The sequence below is a fragment of the Nocardia sp. NPDC050713 genome (assembly GCF_040654315.1).
Taxonomy (GTDB): Bacteria; Actinomycetota; Actinomycetes; order Mycobacteriales; family Mycobacteriaceae; genus Nocardia.
Window position 1 is genome coordinate 181,303 of the sequence record NZ_JBFAHS010000007.1, and the last position, 16,151, is coordinate 197,453.

General features: G+C 69.9%; 18 protein-coding genes. 10 read left to right on the forward strand and 8 right to left on the reverse strand.

The genetic code is table 11. From position 1 onward, the window contains the following. Nucleotides 1-66 precede the first annotated feature (66 nt). Nucleotides 67-1,038: a TerC family protein gene (locus tag AB0H49_RS15980; protein WP_357251860.1), complete on the forward strand. Its 972-nt coding sequence runs from the start codon at nucleotides 67-69 to the stop codon at nucleotides 1,036-1,038. 39 nt (nucleotides 1,039-1,077) lie between these two features. Here the strand turns inward: AB0H49_RS15980 and AB0H49_RS15985 are convergent, their stop codons facing one another. Next, nucleotides 1,078-2,538, reverse strand: a complete 1,461-nt coding sequence (locus tag AB0H49_RS15985) for an amidase (RefSeq protein WP_357251863.1) — start codon at nucleotides 2,536-2,538, stop codon at nucleotides 1,078-1,080. A gap of 202 nt (nucleotides 2,539-2,740) precedes the next feature. Between AB0H49_RS15985 and AB0H49_RS15990 the strand changes: the two genes are divergently transcribed. The 6 genes from AB0H49_RS15990 to AB0H49_RS16015 all read left to right on the forward strand — a co-directional run bounded on the left by AB0H49_RS15990 (nucleotide 2,741) and on the right by AB0H49_RS16015 (nucleotide 6,733). Then, the gene (locus AB0H49_RS15990) at nucleotides 2,741-3,607 is read left to right on the forward strand and encodes an alpha/beta hydrolase (protein WP_357251866.1); all 867 of its coding nucleotides are present in this window, start codon (nucleotides 2,741-2,743) and stop codon (nucleotides 3,605-3,607) included. After that, nucleotides 3,594-4,193: a helix-turn-helix domain-containing protein gene (locus tag AB0H49_RS15995; RefSeq protein WP_357251869.1), complete on the forward strand. Its 600-nt coding sequence runs from the start codon at nucleotides 3,594-3,596 to the stop codon at nucleotides 4,191-4,193. Before AB0H49_RS15990 ends, AB0H49_RS15995 begins: the two co-directional genes overlap by 14 nt. Before the next feature lie 56 nt (nucleotides 4,194-4,249). Continuing rightward, nucleotides 4,250-5,020, forward strand: coding sequence for a DNA repair protein RecO (gene recO, locus AB0H49_RS16000; RefSeq protein ID WP_357251872.1), 771 nt, complete (start codon nucleotides 4,250-4,252; stop codon nucleotides 5,018-5,020). Nucleotides 5,021-5,105: 85 nt separating this feature from the next. Further along, a complete protein-coding gene (locus AB0H49_RS16005) occupies nucleotides 5,106-5,933 on the forward strand; it encodes an isoprenyl transferase (RefSeq protein ID WP_355000742.1) in 828 nt (275 codons plus the stop codon). A gap of 14 nt (nucleotides 5,934-5,947) precedes the next feature. After that, a complete protein-coding gene (locus AB0H49_RS16010; protein ID WP_355001144.1) occupies nucleotides 5,948-6,358 on the forward strand; it encodes a hypothetical protein in 411 nt (136 codons plus the stop codon). A 156-nt stretch (nucleotides 6,359-6,514) separates the two neighbouring features. Then, nucleotides 6,515-6,733: a hypothetical protein gene (locus tag AB0H49_RS16015; protein ID WP_355001172.1), complete on the forward strand. Its 219-nt coding sequence runs from the start codon at nucleotides 6,515-6,517 to the stop codon at nucleotides 6,731-6,733. On the opposite strand, the gene AB0H49_RS16020 is transcribed toward AB0H49_RS16015, so the two are convergent. After that, the gene (locus tag AB0H49_RS16020) at nucleotides 6,702-7,310 is read right to left on the reverse strand and encodes a TetR/AcrR family transcriptional regulator (RefSeq protein ID WP_355000741.1); all 609 of its coding nucleotides are present in this window, start codon (nucleotides 7,308-7,310) and stop codon (nucleotides 6,702-6,704) included. The two genes, AB0H49_RS16015 and AB0H49_RS16020, sit on opposite strands and share 32 nt — an antisense overlap. Before the next feature lie 103 nt (nucleotides 7,311-7,413). On the opposite strand from AB0H49_RS16020, the gene AB0H49_RS16025 reads away from it, so the two are divergent. Continuing rightward, nucleotides 7,414-8,391 (forward strand): hypothetical protein, encoded by a 978-nt coding sequence (locus AB0H49_RS16025; RefSeq protein ID WP_357251877.1) that lies wholly within the window; start codon nucleotides 7,414-7,416, stop codon nucleotides 8,389-8,391. Nucleotides 8,392-8,493: 102 nt separating this feature from the next. On the opposite strand, the gene AB0H49_RS16030 is transcribed toward AB0H49_RS16025, so the two are convergent. From AB0H49_RS16030 to AB0H49_RS16040, 3 genes are all read right to left on the reverse strand, one after another. Then, complete coding sequence (locus AB0H49_RS16030) at nucleotides 8,494-8,922, reverse strand: Fur family transcriptional regulator (protein WP_355000739.1); 429 nt, start codon at nucleotides 8,920-8,922, stop codon at nucleotides 8,494-8,496. A gap of 3 nt (nucleotides 8,923-8,925) precedes the next feature. After that, the gene (locus tag AB0H49_RS16035; RefSeq protein WP_067787209.1) at nucleotides 8,926-9,276 is read right to left on the reverse strand and encodes a metalloregulator ArsR/SmtB family transcription factor; all 351 of its coding nucleotides are present in this window, start codon (nucleotides 9,274-9,276) and stop codon (nucleotides 8,926-8,928) included. A gap of 83 nt (nucleotides 9,277-9,359) precedes the next feature. Then, entirely contained in the window at nucleotides 9,360-10,343 is a 984-nt protein-coding gene (locus tag AB0H49_RS16040) for a hypothetical protein (RefSeq protein ID WP_357251882.1), read from the reverse strand. Nucleotides 10,344-10,741: 398 nt separating this feature from the next. Between AB0H49_RS16040 and AB0H49_RS16045 the strand changes: the two genes are divergently transcribed. Then, complete coding sequence (locus AB0H49_RS16045; RefSeq protein WP_355000737.1) at nucleotides 10,742-12,127, forward strand: glycine--tRNA ligase; 1,386 nt, start codon at nucleotides 10,742-10,744, stop codon at nucleotides 12,125-12,127. A gap of 115 nt (nucleotides 12,128-12,242) precedes the next feature. Here the strand turns inward: AB0H49_RS16045 and AB0H49_RS16050 are convergent, their stop codons facing one another. After that, nucleotides 12,243-12,863, reverse strand: coding sequence for a transcriptional regulator (locus AB0H49_RS16050; RefSeq protein ID WP_357251885.1), 621 nt, complete (start codon nucleotides 12,861-12,863; stop codon nucleotides 12,243-12,245). 63 nt (nucleotides 12,864-12,926) lie between these two features. Here AB0H49_RS16050 and AB0H49_RS16055 point away from each other — a divergent pair, with 63 nt between their 5' ends. Next, entirely contained in the window at nucleotides 12,927-14,270 is a 1,344-nt protein-coding gene (locus tag AB0H49_RS16055; RefSeq protein ID WP_357251888.1) for an acyltransferase, read from the forward strand. 10 nt (nucleotides 14,271-14,280) lie between these two features. Here AB0H49_RS16055 and AB0H49_RS16060 read toward each other — a convergent pair whose 3' ends face one another. Together AB0H49_RS16060 and AB0H49_RS16065 are read right to left on the reverse strand one after the other, a co-directional pair. Continuing rightward, complete coding sequence (locus tag AB0H49_RS16060; RefSeq protein ID WP_357251891.1) at nucleotides 14,281-15,423, reverse strand: serine hydrolase domain-containing protein; 1,143 nt, start codon at nucleotides 15,421-15,423, stop codon at nucleotides 14,281-14,283. A 31-nt stretch (nucleotides 15,424-15,454) separates the two neighbouring features. Then, nucleotides 15,455-16,132: an MBL fold metallo-hydrolase gene (locus AB0H49_RS16065; protein ID WP_355000733.1), complete on the reverse strand. Its 678-nt coding sequence runs from the start codon at nucleotides 16,130-16,132 to the stop codon at nucleotides 15,455-15,457. Nucleotides 16,133-16,151: the final 19 nt, after the last annotated feature.

Genomic DNA, 16,151 nt, shown 5'->3' on the forward strand with positions numbered 1-16,151 from the left:
GATGTGGCCGGGTGGAAGAGACCTCCGGTAGCGACGCATGTCGTCGTGGATACCGGAGGTTCCGTCGTGGATGTTTCGTCGACCCTGTGGGTCGCCACCATCGTGGTGCTCGGCGCATTGATCGCCGTCGACTTCTTCATCGGGCGCAAGCCGCACGAGGTGTCGCTGAAGGAAGCCGGGATCTGGACCGTGGTTTGGATCGCGCTCGCCGTGCTGTTCGGGCTCGGGCTCTGGGCGTTCGCGGGTGGACAGCCCGCCGGGGAGTTCTTCGCGGGCTTCGTCACCGAGAAGTCCCTCAGCGTGGACAACCTGTTCGTCTTCGTCCTGATCATGGCGAGATTCGCGGTGCCGACGAAGTATCAGCAGCGGGTGCTGCTGATCGGCGTGCTCCTCGCGCTCGTGCTGCGCGGTGTGTTCATCGCCGCGGGCGCCACCCTGATCGCCAGCTTCTCCTGGATCTTCTACCTGTTCGGCGCCTTCCTGGTGTGGACCGCGTGGAAGCTGATCAAGGAGGCACGCGCAGGCGGCGAGCAGGAGGAGTTCGAGGAGAACCGCCTGCTGAAGAGCCTGGAGCGGCGCTTCGGCGTGGCCGACCGGTACCACGGCACCAAGCTTTGGGTCGTGCAGAACGGCAAGCGGATCATGACGCCGATGCTGGTGGTCGTCCTGGCGATCGGCACCACCGACCTGCTGTTCGCCCTGGACTCCATTCCGGCCATCTTCGGCCTGACCCAGAACCCGTACATCGTCTTCACCGCCAACGCCTTCGCGCTGATGGGTCTGCGCCAGCTGTACTTCCTCATCGGCGGACTGCTGACCAAGCTCGTGCACCTGAGCTACGGCCTCTCGGCCATCCTCGGCTTTATCGGCGTCAAGCTGTTCATGCACGCGCTGCACGAGTCGGGCGTCGCGGTGCCGGAGATCTCCATCGGCGTCTCGCTCGCGGTGATCGTCGGTGTGCTGACGGTGACCACGATCTCCAGCCTGATCGCGACCAAGCGTCAGGAGCGCGCGGAACTCACCGCCGCGCGCAGCTGACGAACCGCCCGGGCCGGGCGACCAGCTCCGCCCGGGCGCTCACCACCAGGGTTCGGGACGGTGGCGATCCCAGCGCAGCTCGGACTCGAGTTGCGCCGCAACGGAAATCAGCAGCGGTTCGGTGGCCGCGGCGCCCATCAGCTGGGCGCCGACCGGCAGTCCCGCGTCGGTGAAACCGGCGGGCACGTTCACGCTCGGCCATCCGAGCACGTTCCACGGCCAGGTGTAGGGGCAGGCGGCGGTGATGAGGTTGTTGGTGGCGTTGACGCCGATGCCGTCGATCTCCTCGGCGCGCGGCGGGGGAGTGGCGGTGGTGGGCGCGAGCACCAGGTCGTAGTCGTCGAAGAAGGTGCCGATGCGCTTGTGCAGCAACGGTTCCGCCTGCCGGGCCGCGAAGAGCGCGGGTCCGCCGAGCACCCGGCCGAAGCGGACGTTGGCGCGGGTGCGCGGGTCCACCTCGGCGCCCGGCATCCGGTCGTGCATGGCGCGAATGCCCGCCATCGAGCGCGGTAGGAACGACGCGCCGATGAGCAGTCCGTAGTGCAGGTCGGCCACGGTGACCGAGTGCCCGAGCTTGCGCAAGGTCGAGGCGATGCCGCGTACCGCGGCGCGCACCTCCGGGTGCAGCGCGGTCTTGGTCGCGGTGAACGGAATACGCAGGGACAGCGCGATCTTCAAACGTCCGGGGTCGCGTCCGACGGCATCGGAGGCGCGAATCGGTTCGGGGGTGTGCCGGTCGCCCTTGTGCGGTCCTGCCGCCGCGTCCAGCAGCAGGGCCGCGTCGGCGACCGTGCGTGCCAGCGGTCCGTTGACCGTGAGGCCCTGGAACGCTTCGGCTTCCGGCCAGGTGGAGACGCGTCCGCGCTGCGGTTTGATGCCGACGAGGTTGGTCCACGCCGCCGGGATCCGGATCGAGCCCGCGCCGTCGGAACCCAGTGCGGCGGGCACCAATCCGGCCGCCACCGCGGCCGAGGAGCCGCCCGACGAACCGCCCGGCGTGTGCTCGCGGTGCCACGGGTTGCGGGTGTGCCCGAAGGCCGCGCCGCTGGTGAAGGGCAGCTGGCCGAGTTCGCAGGTGTTGGTCTTGCCGACGATCACCGCGCCCGCCGCGCGTAGTCGCCGAACCGACTCGGCGTCCTCGGTTTTCGGCGTGAAGTCGCCGCCGCAGCCGAACGCCGTCGGCTCACCGGCGATGTCGGTGTCGTCCTTGACGGCGATCGGCACGCCGAGCAGCGGCAGGCGCTCGCCAGCGGCCAGTCGCCGGTCGGCCTCGGCCGCCTCCGCCAGCGCGCGGTCCCTGCGGACCACGCGGAACGCGTTCAGCGTCGGCTGACTCGCCTCGATCCGGTCGAGCGCGGCGGCCACGGCCGCGGTGGAGCTGACCGTGCCCGCCGCGAGCGCACCGGCCAGCTCGGCGAGGCCCGTCTCGCCCGCGGGCGTCGCGCCCACCGCGGAGTCCGGTTCGTCGGCAGGCCTGAGCGCTCGTTTCGGCACCGTCATGTGAGCTCCCTCTCTTCGGTCGTCCGGTGTGAACCGTAGCGCTGTATTGGACGACCGTCCACATGGGTTATCGCCGAGGGGCGCCGAAGTGCATCACCGATGTTTCCGCACGTCGCGGAGCTGGGGCGATCCGGGTGGCTATAGACATACATTCGGTATGTATGTAAAAGTGGACGGGACGCCCGACCTTCTGGAGGAAGCCATGGGAATCAGCCCGTCACTCGGCCCCGCGCACGAGATCGACCTGCCCGGCGCCCGCGTCCGCTACCACGAGACCGGCACCGGCGCGCCCGTCGTCTTCGTGCACGGCCTGCTCGTCAACGCCGATCTCTGGCGCGCGGTGGTGCCCGCCGTCGCCGCGGCGGGCTACCGCTGCCTGACGCCCGACTGGCCGCTCGGCTCGCACTCGATCCCGGTGCCCGAGGCGGACCTGACGCCGACCGGAGTGGCCGACCTGATCGCCGCCTTCCTGGAGCGGCTCGACCTGACCGACGTCACCCTGGTCGCCAATGACACCGGCGGCGCGATCACCCAGGTATTGCTGGCCAGGAACACCGCTCGCATCGGCCGCGTGGTGCTCGCCTCGGTGGACAGTCACGAGAAGTTCCTGCCGCAGCCGTTCACCCTGCTGCCGCTGCTGGCCCGCGTGCCGGGTTCGATGCGCCCGCTCACCGAGACGCTGCGCCTGCGCGCGCTGCACCGGCTGCCGCTCGCCTTCGGCTGGGTGAGCAAGCGCCCGGTGCCCGCCGAGTACGTCGACTCGTATCTGCTGCCGAGCCGCCGCTCCGGCGCCATTCGAAAAGACCTGCGGCGCTTCCTGAAATCCGCGCACCGCCGCTACACGCTGGACGCCGCGACCCGGTTCGGCGACGTCCGGCTGCCGGTGCTGATCGTGTGGGCGCGCGAGGACAAGCTGTTCCCCGTCGCCTACGCCGAGCGGCTGGCGCGCGAGTTCCCCGACGCCACCTTGGAACTCGTCGACGACTCCTACACCTTCCTGCCCGAGGATCAGCCCGAGTTGCTCACCCAGCGGATTCTGGAGTTCACTCGGCTGCATGCCACGCCGTAGTCAGGAGGACCGCTCCCGCACGACAAGGGCCGCCCTGGAAGAGGCGGGGCGGCGCCTGTTCGCGGAACGCGGTTTCGCGGCGACCTCCGCCGAGCAGTTGGTGACCGAGGCGGGCGTCACCCGCGGCGCACTGCACCACCACTACGGCGACAAGCGCGGGCTGTTTCGCGCGGTGCTCGAACGGCTCGAGTCGGACAACACCGCGGAGATCCGCGCGGCCATCGCCGCCGTCGATCCCGGCGACATCCTCACCTCGATGGCCGTCGGCATGAACGTCTTCCTCGACATCTGCCAGCGCCCCGAGATGATCCGCATCGCGCTCTACGACGCGCCGGCCGTGCTCGGCTGGGAGGAGTGGCGCGCCTTCGAGGCACGGCACGGGCTCGGCCTGATCGTCGCCGAGCTGGAGCGGGCCCGCGCCGCCGAGCTCATCGCCGACGTGCCCGTCGACATCCTGGCCCGGCTGCTGCTGAGCGCCGTGACCGAGGCGGGCTTGATCGTCTCGCACGCCGAAGACAAGGAAGCCGCCCGCGCGCAGGCCCAGCAATCGCTGCTGTTGCTGGTCGCGGGATTGCTGCGCACCTGATTCGCGCGGAGGCGCGGCGGCCGCGGGCTGTCGCCGGTTCGTGGGAGGATGAGCACGTGCGTTTGTATCGGGATGAGGCGGTCGTGGTGCGCCAGCACAAGCTGGGTGAGGCGGACCGCATCGTCACGCTGCTGACGCGTCAGCACGGCCTGGTCCGGGCGGTCGCCAAGGGAGTGCGGCGGACCAAGTCCCGATTCGGCGCCCGATTGGAGCCGTTCTCCTACATCGACGTCCAGCTGCATCCCGGCCGCACGCTCGACACCGTCACCCAGGTGCACACCGTCGAATCCTTCGCCGCCGACATCATCGACGACTACGGCCGCTACACCACCGCCTGCGCGGTGCTGGAGACGGCCGAACGCCTCGCGGGCGAGGAACGCGCGCCCGCCCCGCGCCTGCACGCGCTGACCGCGAGCGCGCTCCGCGCCATCGCCGCCAAGCAGCGCCCGCACGAACTCATCCTCGACGCGTTCCTGTTGCGCGCCATGGGTTTCGCGGGCTGGGCGCCCGCGCTGGACGAATGCGCCAAGTGCGCGACCCCGGGCCCGCACCGGGCCTTCCACGTGGCGGCGGGCGGCGCCGTCTGCGTGCACTGCCGCCCGCCCGGCGCGGCCACCCCGGCGCCGGGTGTGCTGGATTTGCTCGTCGCCCTGCTGAAGGGGGAGTGGGACTACATCGCGACGGTGCCCGATTCGGTGCGCCGTCAGGCCAGCGGGCTGGTCGCCGCCCATCTGCAATGGCATCTGGAGCGTCAGCTGCGGACGTTGCCCCTGATCGAGCGCACCAAGACGCCGACGCCCGCGGGACACGTCGGCTGGGTCGGCTGAGCCTTTCGCCCTGATCGCGGCCGTGCTCGGCCGGTCGGCGGGTAGATCCGCGGAGGTCGTCTCGGCTCCCGGCCCGGATGGCAGGATGGAGGCCGTGATCCTCCGTCGAGACTCCTCCACCGCGACAAGGCCGAGCAGCGGGCAGCAGAACCGCGTCGTCCGTCCGCCGTCGCCGCACCCCTCGGGCGCGCGGCCGCCGCAGCTGCCCCCGGAACTGGTTCCCAACCACGTGGCGCTGGTGATGGACGGCAACGGCCGGTGGGCTCAGGAGCGCGGGCTGCCGCGCACCGCGGGGCACGAGCGCGGCGAGGCGGTGCTGATGGACACCGTCGAGGGCTGCATCGAGATCGGCGTGAAGTGGCTCTCGGCGTACGCGTTCTCCACGGAGAACTGGCGGCGCAGCCCCGACGAGGTGCGCTTCCTGATGGGCTTCAACCGCGACGTGATCCGGCGCCGCCGCGACGAGATGCACGAGATGGGCGTGCGGGTGCGCTGGGCGGGTCGGCGACCGCGCCTGTGGCGCAGCGTGATCAAAGAGCTGGAGATCGCCGAGGAACTCACCGAGGACAACACGACGATGACGCTGACGATGTGCGTCAACTACGGCGGTCGCGCCGAAATCGCCGATGCGGCAAGGGAAATCGCGCGGCGCGTGGCGGCGGGTGAGATCGATCCGGAGAAGGTCACCGAGGCCACCCTCGCGCAGTACCTCGACGAGCCCGACATGCCCGACGTCGACCTGTTCCTGCGGCCGTCCGGCGAATTCCGCAGCTCGAACTTCCTCATCTGGCAGTCGGCCTATGCCGAATACGTGTACCAGGACACGCTGTTTCCCGATTTCGACAGGCGCAACCTGTGGGAGGCCTGCCTCCAGTACGCTTCGCGTGACCGCCGCTTCGGCGGCACCAAGTGAGCGGCGGACCGGAGATGGACGCGGCGGTCACCCCCGATCGGGAACTCCAAGCGCGGGCGGGCGCGTGTCTTTCCCAGTACGGCATCGACGTGCGCGTCGACCCGGAGGGTTCGCTCGGCTTTCAGTACGAGGGCGCGCTGTGTTCGCTGCGCGCGGTGACCCTGGCTCCCGGCCTCGACGTGCTGTCCACGACCTGCGTACTGGCCTGGGACCGCCCGCTGAAACCGCAGCTGCACAAGCGAGTCGCCGAGCGCAACAACAACTTGCAGTTCGGCTCGCTCACCGTGATCGGCCGCGACAAACTCGCCGACGTCATCCTGCGCTACACCTTCCCCGCCGCGGGCCTGGACGATCAGGCGCTGACCACCATGCTGCTGCTCGTCCTGTCCGGCGCGGGCCGGGCGCGCCAGGGTCTGCTGCCCTGACGTTCACGGCCGCGAGTTCGGCGAACGCCCTGGCTGATCGGCGAATGCTGGGGAGTCGCCGCGCCGCCGATGGCAATCGGTGGATGCGCACCGAAGAGGGCTCGGGTCTCGCGGCACGCTCCGACGACGGCCGGTCGTTCGTCGTCGCCGACGCCGGTGGAAGCGCCTTCGTCGCCGGTTCCCTGGTGGTCGTGGCCGCCGAAGGCCGCCGCCAACTGGCGCTGGTGGATCGCCGCCGAGGGTCGCAAGTACGGGCTGTGGCTGCTGCTGTCGACCCAGCGGCCGTCGAAGGTGCACCCCGGGATCCTGTCCCAGTGCGACAACCTCTTGAATTCGGTGCTGCTCAGCGGGCGACGGGCTTGCCGACCGGGATGAGCAGGTCGACGCCGCGGGCGAGGGTGTCGGGGTCGAGGTCTTCCAGGATCAGGTGTTGCAGGATGAAGCCGGGCAGGAAGCCGATGATCGCCTTGGCCACCGCGTCGGTGTCGGCGTCCTCCGGTAGCCAGCCCTGCTCGCGCATGCGCACCGCGTAGTCGCGCCAGAGGTCGCGCATCGCGTGCATGGTCTCGCGCACGGGCTCGGCGGCTTCGTCGTGCACCAATGCCAAAGCCCACGCTTGCGGCGCCAAGCGCACCGGCCCGTCGGGTCCGCTGCGGCGGACCACTTCCTCGGCGATGCCGCGCACCAATTGCGCGGGCGTCGGCAGCGGGTCGGTGCGCACCGCCTGAGCGATCGCGGCGCGCAAGTCGACGGTGGTCTGGGTGGCCAGCGCCGCGATGATCTCGTTCTTGCTCTTGAAGTAGCGGTAGACCGCGCCCGCCGAGAGCCCCGATTCGGTGAACACGTCCTGCATCGAGGTCTCGAAGAAACCCTTGCGGCCGAAGCACAGTCGCGCGGCGTCGAGGATCTGCTGTCTGCGGCGTTCCAGGTGTTCTTCGCTGACTCGGGGCATGAGCCCAAAGTAAAACGAATATCCGTTCTTGACAAGCTGCGGAGGCCGTGCCACGGTAAGGACATCGAAAGAGAACGAGCATTCGATTTATTGGGAGAATGTCATGAAAACCATGCAGCGAGCGGTCGCCCTCGGCCTCGGCGCGGCCCTGATCCAGGCGCTGATGTTGATCGCCTTCGCATGGCCCGCGGCCAATATCGCGCCGCGTGACCTGCCCATCGCCGTCGCCGGTCCGCAGGCCGCCGTCGTCGCCGAACGGCTCGGGCAGCGCGATCCCGACGCCTTCGAGATCACCACCTCGGCCGACGCCGCGGCGGCGCGCGCCGCCATCGAGGACCGCGAGGTCTACGGCGCGATCGTCACCGGTGGGGGAGCGCCGACTGTGCTGGTCGCCTCCGGCGCGAGCCCGGCAGTTGCCCAGCAGCTCACCGCCATCGCGCAGCAGTTGTCCGGCGCGCCCGCCGCCGCGGTGGAAGACGTCGTCGCCGCCGATCCGGACGACCCGCGCGGCGCCGCCTTCGGCGCGATGGTGCTGCCGCTGGTGATGGCGGGCCTCGCGGCGGGCGTTCTGCTGAGCCTGCTGATCCCGTCGGTCGGCGCGAAGGTCGCCGGCCTGGTGAGCTTCGGTCTGTTCGGCGGGCTGCTGAGCATGGCGATCGTCCAGGGCTGGATGTCGGTGCTGCCGGGTAGCTACCTGATCCTGGCGTCGGTCGCCGGGCTGGTGTCCTTCACGGTCGCCGGCGCGGTGGTCGGGCTGGCCTCGGTGCTCGGCCGTCCCGGCATCGGCGTCGCGGCGCTGACCATGCTGCTGATCGGCAACCCGTTCTCGGCCGCCACCTCCGCGCCGGAGCTGCTGCCGCAGCCGTGGGGCGCGATCGGTCAGCTGCTGCCTCCGGGCGCCGCGGCCTCGCTGCTGCGCTCGGTCGCCTTCTTCGACGGCGCGGGGGCCGGGAAACCGCTTGCGGTGCTGATGATCTGGGCCGCCGCGGCGCTTGTGCTGCTCGGTGTGGCCGCGCTGCGTGGCCGGGACGCCGCGGCACCGGTAGCCGCGCCGGTGGCCGAACCCGTCCCCGCTGCCTGATCCGGCGACAGAACGCCACTCGCCACGAAGTAGCGGGTCGTATACGCAACGAAGAAGGCCACCCGCTTCCGAGGTAGCGGGTGGCCTTCTTCGTCGCGTTCGTCAGTCGCGCGGTGTCTTGGCGCAGCTCCGGCAGGTGCCGAAGACCTCGATGGTGTGGCTCACCTCGGTGAAGCCGTGATCGCACGCGATGGCCTCGGCCCACGCCTCGACCGTCGGGCCCTCGACCTCGACGGTGCGGCCGCAGTGCCTGCACACCAGGTGGTGGTGGTGCCCAGTGGAGCATTGCCGGTAGACCGACTCGCCGGAGTCGGTGCGCAAGACGTCGACCAGGCCCGCGTCGGCCAGCGACTGCAAGGTCCGGTAGACGGTGGTGAGCCCGATGCCCTCGCCGCGCTTACGGAGCTCGTCGTGCAGTTCCTGGGCGGAACGGAACTCGTCGATGTCACCGAGGAGCGCGGCGATCGCGCTGCGCTGTCGCGTGCTGCGGATTCCGACCTGCTTCTGCGGGTCCAACGTCTTCTCCTGCACGGATCACCCTTCCTCTGCGTGCGCGACGGCATCGACCACGATATGCGCCAGGTGGTCGTCGACGAGCTCGTAGAGCACCTCGCGGCCGGACCGCTCGCCGTGCACGACGCCCGCCGACTTGAGGATGCGCAGATGCTGACTCACCAACGGCTGGGTCACGCCGAGCGCGTCCACCAGCTCGTGCACGCAGCGCGGCGACTCCCGTAGCTGTAGCACGATGGCGATGCGCACGGGCGCGGCCAGGGCGCGGAGCAACTCGCCCGCGTCCTCCAAGACGGTGCGCGCGGGCACCGGCGCGGGTCCGGGGGAGCGATACGGTGTGTGCGAATGCGCGGCGGCCGTCTCGGCGGTCATCGGGAACCAACTCCTTATTGGAAAGCGATCCCATTTTGATATGCACAGGTGCGCATGTCAAACGCGGCGCGCCGGGCGACGGGTTACGGGCAACCGTCCTCGTCCGGCATCGGAATATTCGGGTCGAAGTACTCCTCGCTGCGGCGCGCGGACGGCGTCGCCGAATTCGTCCCCGGAGGGTTGGTGTAGGCCGGTGCGAGGAAGCCCAGGTTGCCCTGCGCGCAGCCGACCGCGTAGCTGAAACCGTCCACCTCGCCGAACCAGATGCCCATCGCGTCGGCAGCGTACTTCGGGTCGTCGATCCAGCGGAATTCGATCTCCTGGCGGACCAGCGCCACGATGTCCATCGGGCCGTCGAGTTTCTGCGGCTCGGGCGCTTCGAACGCGTAGGCGACCAGGTAGTTGGTCCGCACGACCAGCTCGCCTTCGGCGTTGATCGTCGGCGTCATAGATCCGATGACGCGGGGTTGCACGGGCAGCAGCCGGAAGCCCGGCGCGATTCGTTCGGACACGTACCATGCCTTGCGCTCGTGGCCGGGCGCCAGCCTGTCCGCCAGTTTCTCGACCATCATCGGCGCGAGCAACGCCAGCACCGGCGTCGGGTCGCCGGTCTCCAGCACCGTGCGATCCAGTCGCGCGGTGATGATCAGCTGACGCACCCGCTCCATGAACTGGCCGACCTGCTCGGCGGAATACTTGCCGACGGCAATCGCGGGCGGCGGTTCGATGCCGCCAGCGCCCTCGCGCCACATGGCGGCGGGGGTGTCGGCGAACGGCCTGGTCGGATCGATCTCGGCGTTCTTTCGCAGCGGCGCGGTGGACGTGCTCGCGGTGCTCGCGGACGGTGCGCTCGCGCTCGGCGCCGTCCCGTCCAGGAAGGCGAAGCCCGCCCACATCAGCACCACCGCGAGGCTGAGCGCGAGCGTCGAGAGCAGCGCGCCGCGGCTGGGTCTGGCCAGGCGGCGGGCCTTGCGCACCCTGGTCGCGCGCCGGTGATCGCGCAGAGCGCGGCGCTCGGCTTCGCGCGCCCAGTCGGAATCGAACAGATCCGGTGGCAGATCGGCCACGGCCCACCCCTATGTACTACCCGCCGAATCGTTCGGAGCTCAGCGCCCCACCCCGCCCCGGCCGTCTTCGGCAAAAACGTTGGCGCCGGGGCGATCCCGGCGGTCCGTCGGAACATGATCGCACCCGCCCGACGGTCGCGCGTCCCGGGGCCGCGGATCGGTCGGGTGTACCTCCGCCTCCACTCCGGCCGTGCGCGAGCTACCGACGAACCAGGTTCGGGAGTGTCGATCGGGGGAGGCTCGAGAAGCGGACGCCGCGCGCGTGATCTTGTGCAGGTGGCTGGCGGTGCAAAGTCGATTGCGCGATGCCGATAGGCTGGAGGTCATCTATAGCATTCAGTGCAAAAGATGCGATGCAGTGAATGAAATCCGACTCGCAGTGGATGGAGAAATCTCGCGTGGCACCCAAGTCGAAGGTGGACACCGTTGCCAACCTCGCCAAGCGCCGGGGTCTGGTGTACCCGTGCGGTGAGATCTACGGAGGCACCAAGTCGGCATGGGACTACGGTCCGCTCGGTGTCGAGCTGAAGGAGAACATCAAGCGGCAGTGGTGGCGCGCCATGGTCACCAGCCGTGAGGACGTCGTCGGCCTCGACTCGTCGGTGATTCTGCCGCGCCAGGTGTGGCAGGCCTCGGGTCACGTCGAGACCTTCACCGACCCGCTGGTCGAATCGCTCATCACGCACAAGCGCTACCGTGCCGACCACCTGCTGGAAGCCTACGAGGAGAAGCACGGCCACCCGCCGGCCAACGGCCTCGCCGACATCCGCGACCCCGAGACGGGCGACCCGGGCCAGTGGACCGAGCCGCGCAACTTCTCCGGTCTGCTCAAGACCTTCCTGGGTCCGGTGGACGACGAGGAGGGCCTGCACTACCTACGCCCGGAGACCGCGCAGGGCATCTTCGTCAACTACAAGAACGTCGAGACCACCGCGCGTAAGAAGCCGCCGTTCGGCATCGCCCAGATCGGCAAGAGCTTCCGCAACGAGATCACGCCGGGCAACTTCATCTTCCGCACCCGCGAGTTCGAGCAGATGGAGATGGAGTTCTTCGTCAAGCCGGGCGAGGACGAGCAGTGGCACCAGTACTGGATCGACACCCGCATGGCCTGGTACACCGATCTCGGCATCGACCCGGAAAACCTGCGGCTCTACGAGCACCCGAAGGACAAGCTGTCGCACTACTCGACGCGCACCGTCGACATCGAGTACCGCTTCCGCTTCCAGGGCAGCGAGTGGGGTGAGCTCGAGGGCGTCGCCAACCGCACCGACTACGACCTCAAGACGCATTCGGAGCACTCCGGCACCGAGCTCAGCTACTTCGACCAGGCCACCAACGAACGCTACATCCCGTACGTCATCGAGCCCGCGGCCGGTCTGACCCGTTCGCTGATGGCCTTCCTGGTGGACGCCTACGCCGAGGACGAGGCGCCGAATGCCAAGGGCGGCGTGGACGTTCGCACCGTGCTGCGGCTGGACCGCAGGCTCGCGCCGGTGAAGGCCGCCGTGCTGCCGCTGTCCCGCAACGCCGACCTGACCCCGAAGGCCAAGGACCTCGCCGCCCAGCTGCGCAAGCACTGGAACGTGGAGTTCGACGACGCGGGCGCGATCGGCCGCCGCTACCGCCGCCAGGACGAGATCGGCACCCCGTTCTGCATCACCGTCGACTTCGACACCCTCGAGGACCAGGCGGTGACCATCCGCGAGCGCGACTCGATGGCGCAGGAGCGGATCGCGCTGGACAAGGTCGAGGGTTATCTCGCCCAGCACCTCATCGGCGTCTGAGTTTCACCGCGACGACCCGCGACCGCGCTGCCGGTCGCGGGTCGTCGCTTCCCTCTATGCGCCGATTCCGACTGAATGTCACCTCCACCCCGTCCCAGCGGGGTGGAGGTGACATTCAGTCGGTTGGTTTCCGGGGAACGTCCCAGAACGCCAGCTCGTGGCGGATGCCTTCGCGGAAGAGGAGCTCGGCGCGCGCGGGATCGACGCCGGATTCGTCGAGCATCTCGGCGCAGCGGCGGGTCAGCGCGGCGAAGCCGGGATCGGCGTAGGTGTCGACCCAACGCCGATATCGCGGCTCGGCGGGCGGGTCGGTGGCGAGTTCTGCACCGAGCGTCGAGTAGCCCCACATGCACGGGTAGAGCGCGGCGAGGCCTTCGCCGTAGTTCGCGGCGGAGTCCAGCAGGAAGGCGGTGTAGTTCGCGCACGGTCCGCCCTTGGTCGCGCCGTCGAGGTCGGCGCCGAACTCCGCGGCCAGCGAGCGGTGCAGCGCGAGCTCGTCGTGAAAGGTGGCGTGCGCCAGGTCGACCAGATCGCCGAGGTGCGCGGCGGGCGCCTGCCAGGCCAGCCTGCTGAACACCCGCACGTAGTCGAGCAGGAACAGGTAGTCCTGCTCCAGCCACGAGCGGAACACCGGCTCGGGCAGATCGCCCGCGGCGATACCCGCCACGGTCGGGTGGGCGCGCTGTTCGGCGACCAGCGGGCGGCCGATTTCCTCCAGATGTGCGGCGAGACTCATGTCCGTCAGTCTTCCGTACTGCCCGGTTTGCGCAGGACCCGGCGTTGCCGCACTCTGGGCGGTGTGTGGTGGACAGCGGACGATACGGTGCGGGTGCTCGCGCCGTCCGAGCAGCGTTTCGTGCGGCACGCGACCTATACCGGTCGCTCCGTTCTGGTCGAGGGCGAGCTCGATAGCACGGCCTTGCGAAGCGCTTTCGACGCGCTGCTGCGCGCCCATCCGATCCTCGGCTGCCGCATCGGCGAGGACGCCGCCGGGACCGGTCACCTGCTGCGCCCGGCGGGGAGCGCGGTGGGCGCGTGGGTCCGCGCGGGCGACACCGCGACCGTCGGGCTGCCGGAGGAGTCGCTCGATCCGTCGGTCCAGCTCGCCTACCTCGACGTGGTGATCGAGAACGGCCGCTCCCGCGTGACGCTCTACGCGCACCACGCCGTCGCCGACGCGGGCCACTGCGTCGCGCTGCTCGCCCGGCTGTGGGACCGCTACACCGACGAGGTGTCCGGCATCGCGAAGGACATTGCACCGCAGGACTATCCGCGTCCGCTGGAGTGGTACGCCGCCCGGCACGGCATTCCCCGGTCGGCGGTGTCCGGTCTCGAGTCCGCGTCGCGGCCGCTGGAACACCCGCCGGTCCTGCCGCCCGAGCCGCCGACTCCCGCGCCCGCCGCGCTGGCGCGACCGGAGCGAACGATTCTCGAGCCGGGGACGACGGCGCGCATCGTGGAACTCGGGCGGCGGCACGGCATCACCGTGAACGGGCTCATCACGGCCGCGCTGCTGCGTGCGTATGCCGAAACCGCTTGGGGGCACGAAGATTCGAGCCCTGGTTGGTCGAGTTCACGCGCTGCGACGCCGCGCGAGGCCACTCCGGACGAGCCGAGGCCGCGTGATTCCGTGCCGCTGCGGTGTGTGTACCCGGTCGACATGCGCGCACGGCTGAATCCGCCGATCGCCGCCGCGGACGGCACCAATATAGCCGGACTCGCCGCCTTCGTCGCCGACGTCACCACCGCGAGCGACGTGGTCGAACTGGCGCAGCGCATTTCGGCACGGCTGCGCCACGACCTGGCCGAGGGCATCGTCCAGCAATCGGTCCTGCACTTCCCAGAGTTCTTCGGTCCCACCGCGACTCGCTCGCTGGCCGGGCACGTCGCGGTGACCAACACCGGCAGGGTGCCCCGCTTCCGCACGCCCCCCGCGCTCACCCTCACCGACTACGAGATCGTCTACCTCTCCGCCCACCCGCGCCCCTCCGCGGGACCGTCGGCGGCCGTCACCTTCCTCGTCTACACCTTCGCCGACCGCCTGTGCGTCGGCGTGCTCGGCGGCGGACCGCTCGCAGACCGGTTGCCGTCGGCCGTGCGCCGGGAGCTCGATGATCTGGCGGCGGTATCGATCGACGCCTGATCGCCGCTGGCTACAGCGCCGCGTAGGCCGCCGCGACGAGATCGTAGGCGCGGCGGTCGCCCGCGAGACCATCCCGGCGCAGGTTGGGGATGAAGGCCAGGGCGAGATCGTGTTCCAGATCGCCGAGGCCGACCGAGCCACCCATTCCCGGATGGCCGAAGGCGGTGGCACGCGCGCTCTTCGGGAGCTGGAAGTTGAGCGACGGGCGCATGTAGCCGAGGCCGAAAGCGCTGTCCAGGGCGAGGACTTCGTCCGCACCGCGCACTCGTTCGCGCACGGCGTCGCGCAGCGTCTCGGGGCGCAGCAGGTCGCCGCGGATCAGATCGCGATAGAAACGGGCCAGCGCGCGCGGTGTGGTCACGATGCCGGAGCCCGGCCAGCCGCCCGCGAGCACGGTCGGATCGTTGTAGGAGCCGGTGGGATTCGTCGACCCGCGCATCAGAAGAGAGTCGGGATCGCGATACGACTCGACCAGTCGCCGCACGGCGGGGTACTCGGGTAAATCCTCTGTCCGCCAATCCATTTGGGCGGGAGGCGGAAAGCCGAGGCGAGCGGCGTTCGCGATCTCGTCCGGGCCCGCCCAGAGTTCCGCGCCGAAATGCTCCCTGACGAACTCCGGAACGGTCCGGCCGGTACGCCTGCGCACCAGCTCGCCGACCAGCCATCCGAAGGTGAGCGCGTGATAGCCGTGCTTGGCGCCGGGCTCCCAGACCGGAGCCTGTCCCGCGAGTTCGGCCGCCATGGCAGCGGGGTCGGCCGCGTCGAACTTGGTCAGCGACCGCTCGAAGACCGGCAGTCCCGCGCGATGGGTCAGCAGGTCCTCGACGGTGACCGCGTGCTTGCCGTGCGCGGCGAACTCCGGCCACCAGCGCCGCACCGGCTCTTCGGGACCGGTCCCCGCGCGCTCCATGACCAGCAGCGCGGCGGTGGCGGTGACGGCCTTCGTGCAGGAGAACGCGACGCACGGAGTATCAGCCAGCCACGGCCGCCCGCTGCGTTCGTCGGCGACCCCACCCCACAAATCCACCACCGGCCGTCCGCCCGCGAACACCGCGACCGCCGCCCCGCGGTTCTGCCCGTCCGCGAAGCTGGCCGCGAATACCTCCCGCACCTCCCGAAACGCGGGATCGCAGGTACCGGCAACAGAATTCACACAAAAATTAGAACACGTTCTACAGCGTGTGTCACCAGCCGCGCTCGCGCCACTCCGCCAAGTGGGGGCGTTCGGTGCCGAGGGTGGTGTCGTCTCCGTGGCCCGGGTAGACGACGGTGTCGTCGTCGTAGCGGTCGAAGAGTTTGGTGGTGACGTCGGTGTAGAGGGAGGTGAAGTCTTCGGGGCTGTGGGTTTTGCCGACGCCGCCGGGGAAGAGGCTGTCCCCGGTGAAGAGGTGGATGCGGCCGGGTTCTTCGGGGAGGGCGAGTGCGACCGAGCCGGGGGTGTGGCCGCTGAGGTGGATGACGGTCAGGGTGAGGTCGCCGATCTCGACGGTGTCGCCGTCGTCGAGGAGGCGGTCGGGGGTGACGGGCAGCGGGTCGGCGTCGAGGCGGTGCGCCGCGGTGGGGACGTCGAGCTCGGCGGCGACTTCCTTCAGCGCCCACCAGTGGTCGGGATGCTGGTGGGTGGTGACGATGAGCCGGACCTTGCCAGGCGCTTCCTGGGCGACGAGCTCGAGGATGCGGTCGGGTTCGTTGGCGGCGTCGATGAGCAGCGCGGCGCCGGTGGCCGCGCACTGCACGAGGTAGACGTTGTTGTCCATGCCGCCGACGGACATCTTGACGATGCGCGCGCCGTCGAGATCGCGCTGCTGCGGGTTCGAGCCCGCGGACACGTGGCCGGTGTAGGGGCGGTCGATCGTGATCACGCCACGATGCTATCCACTG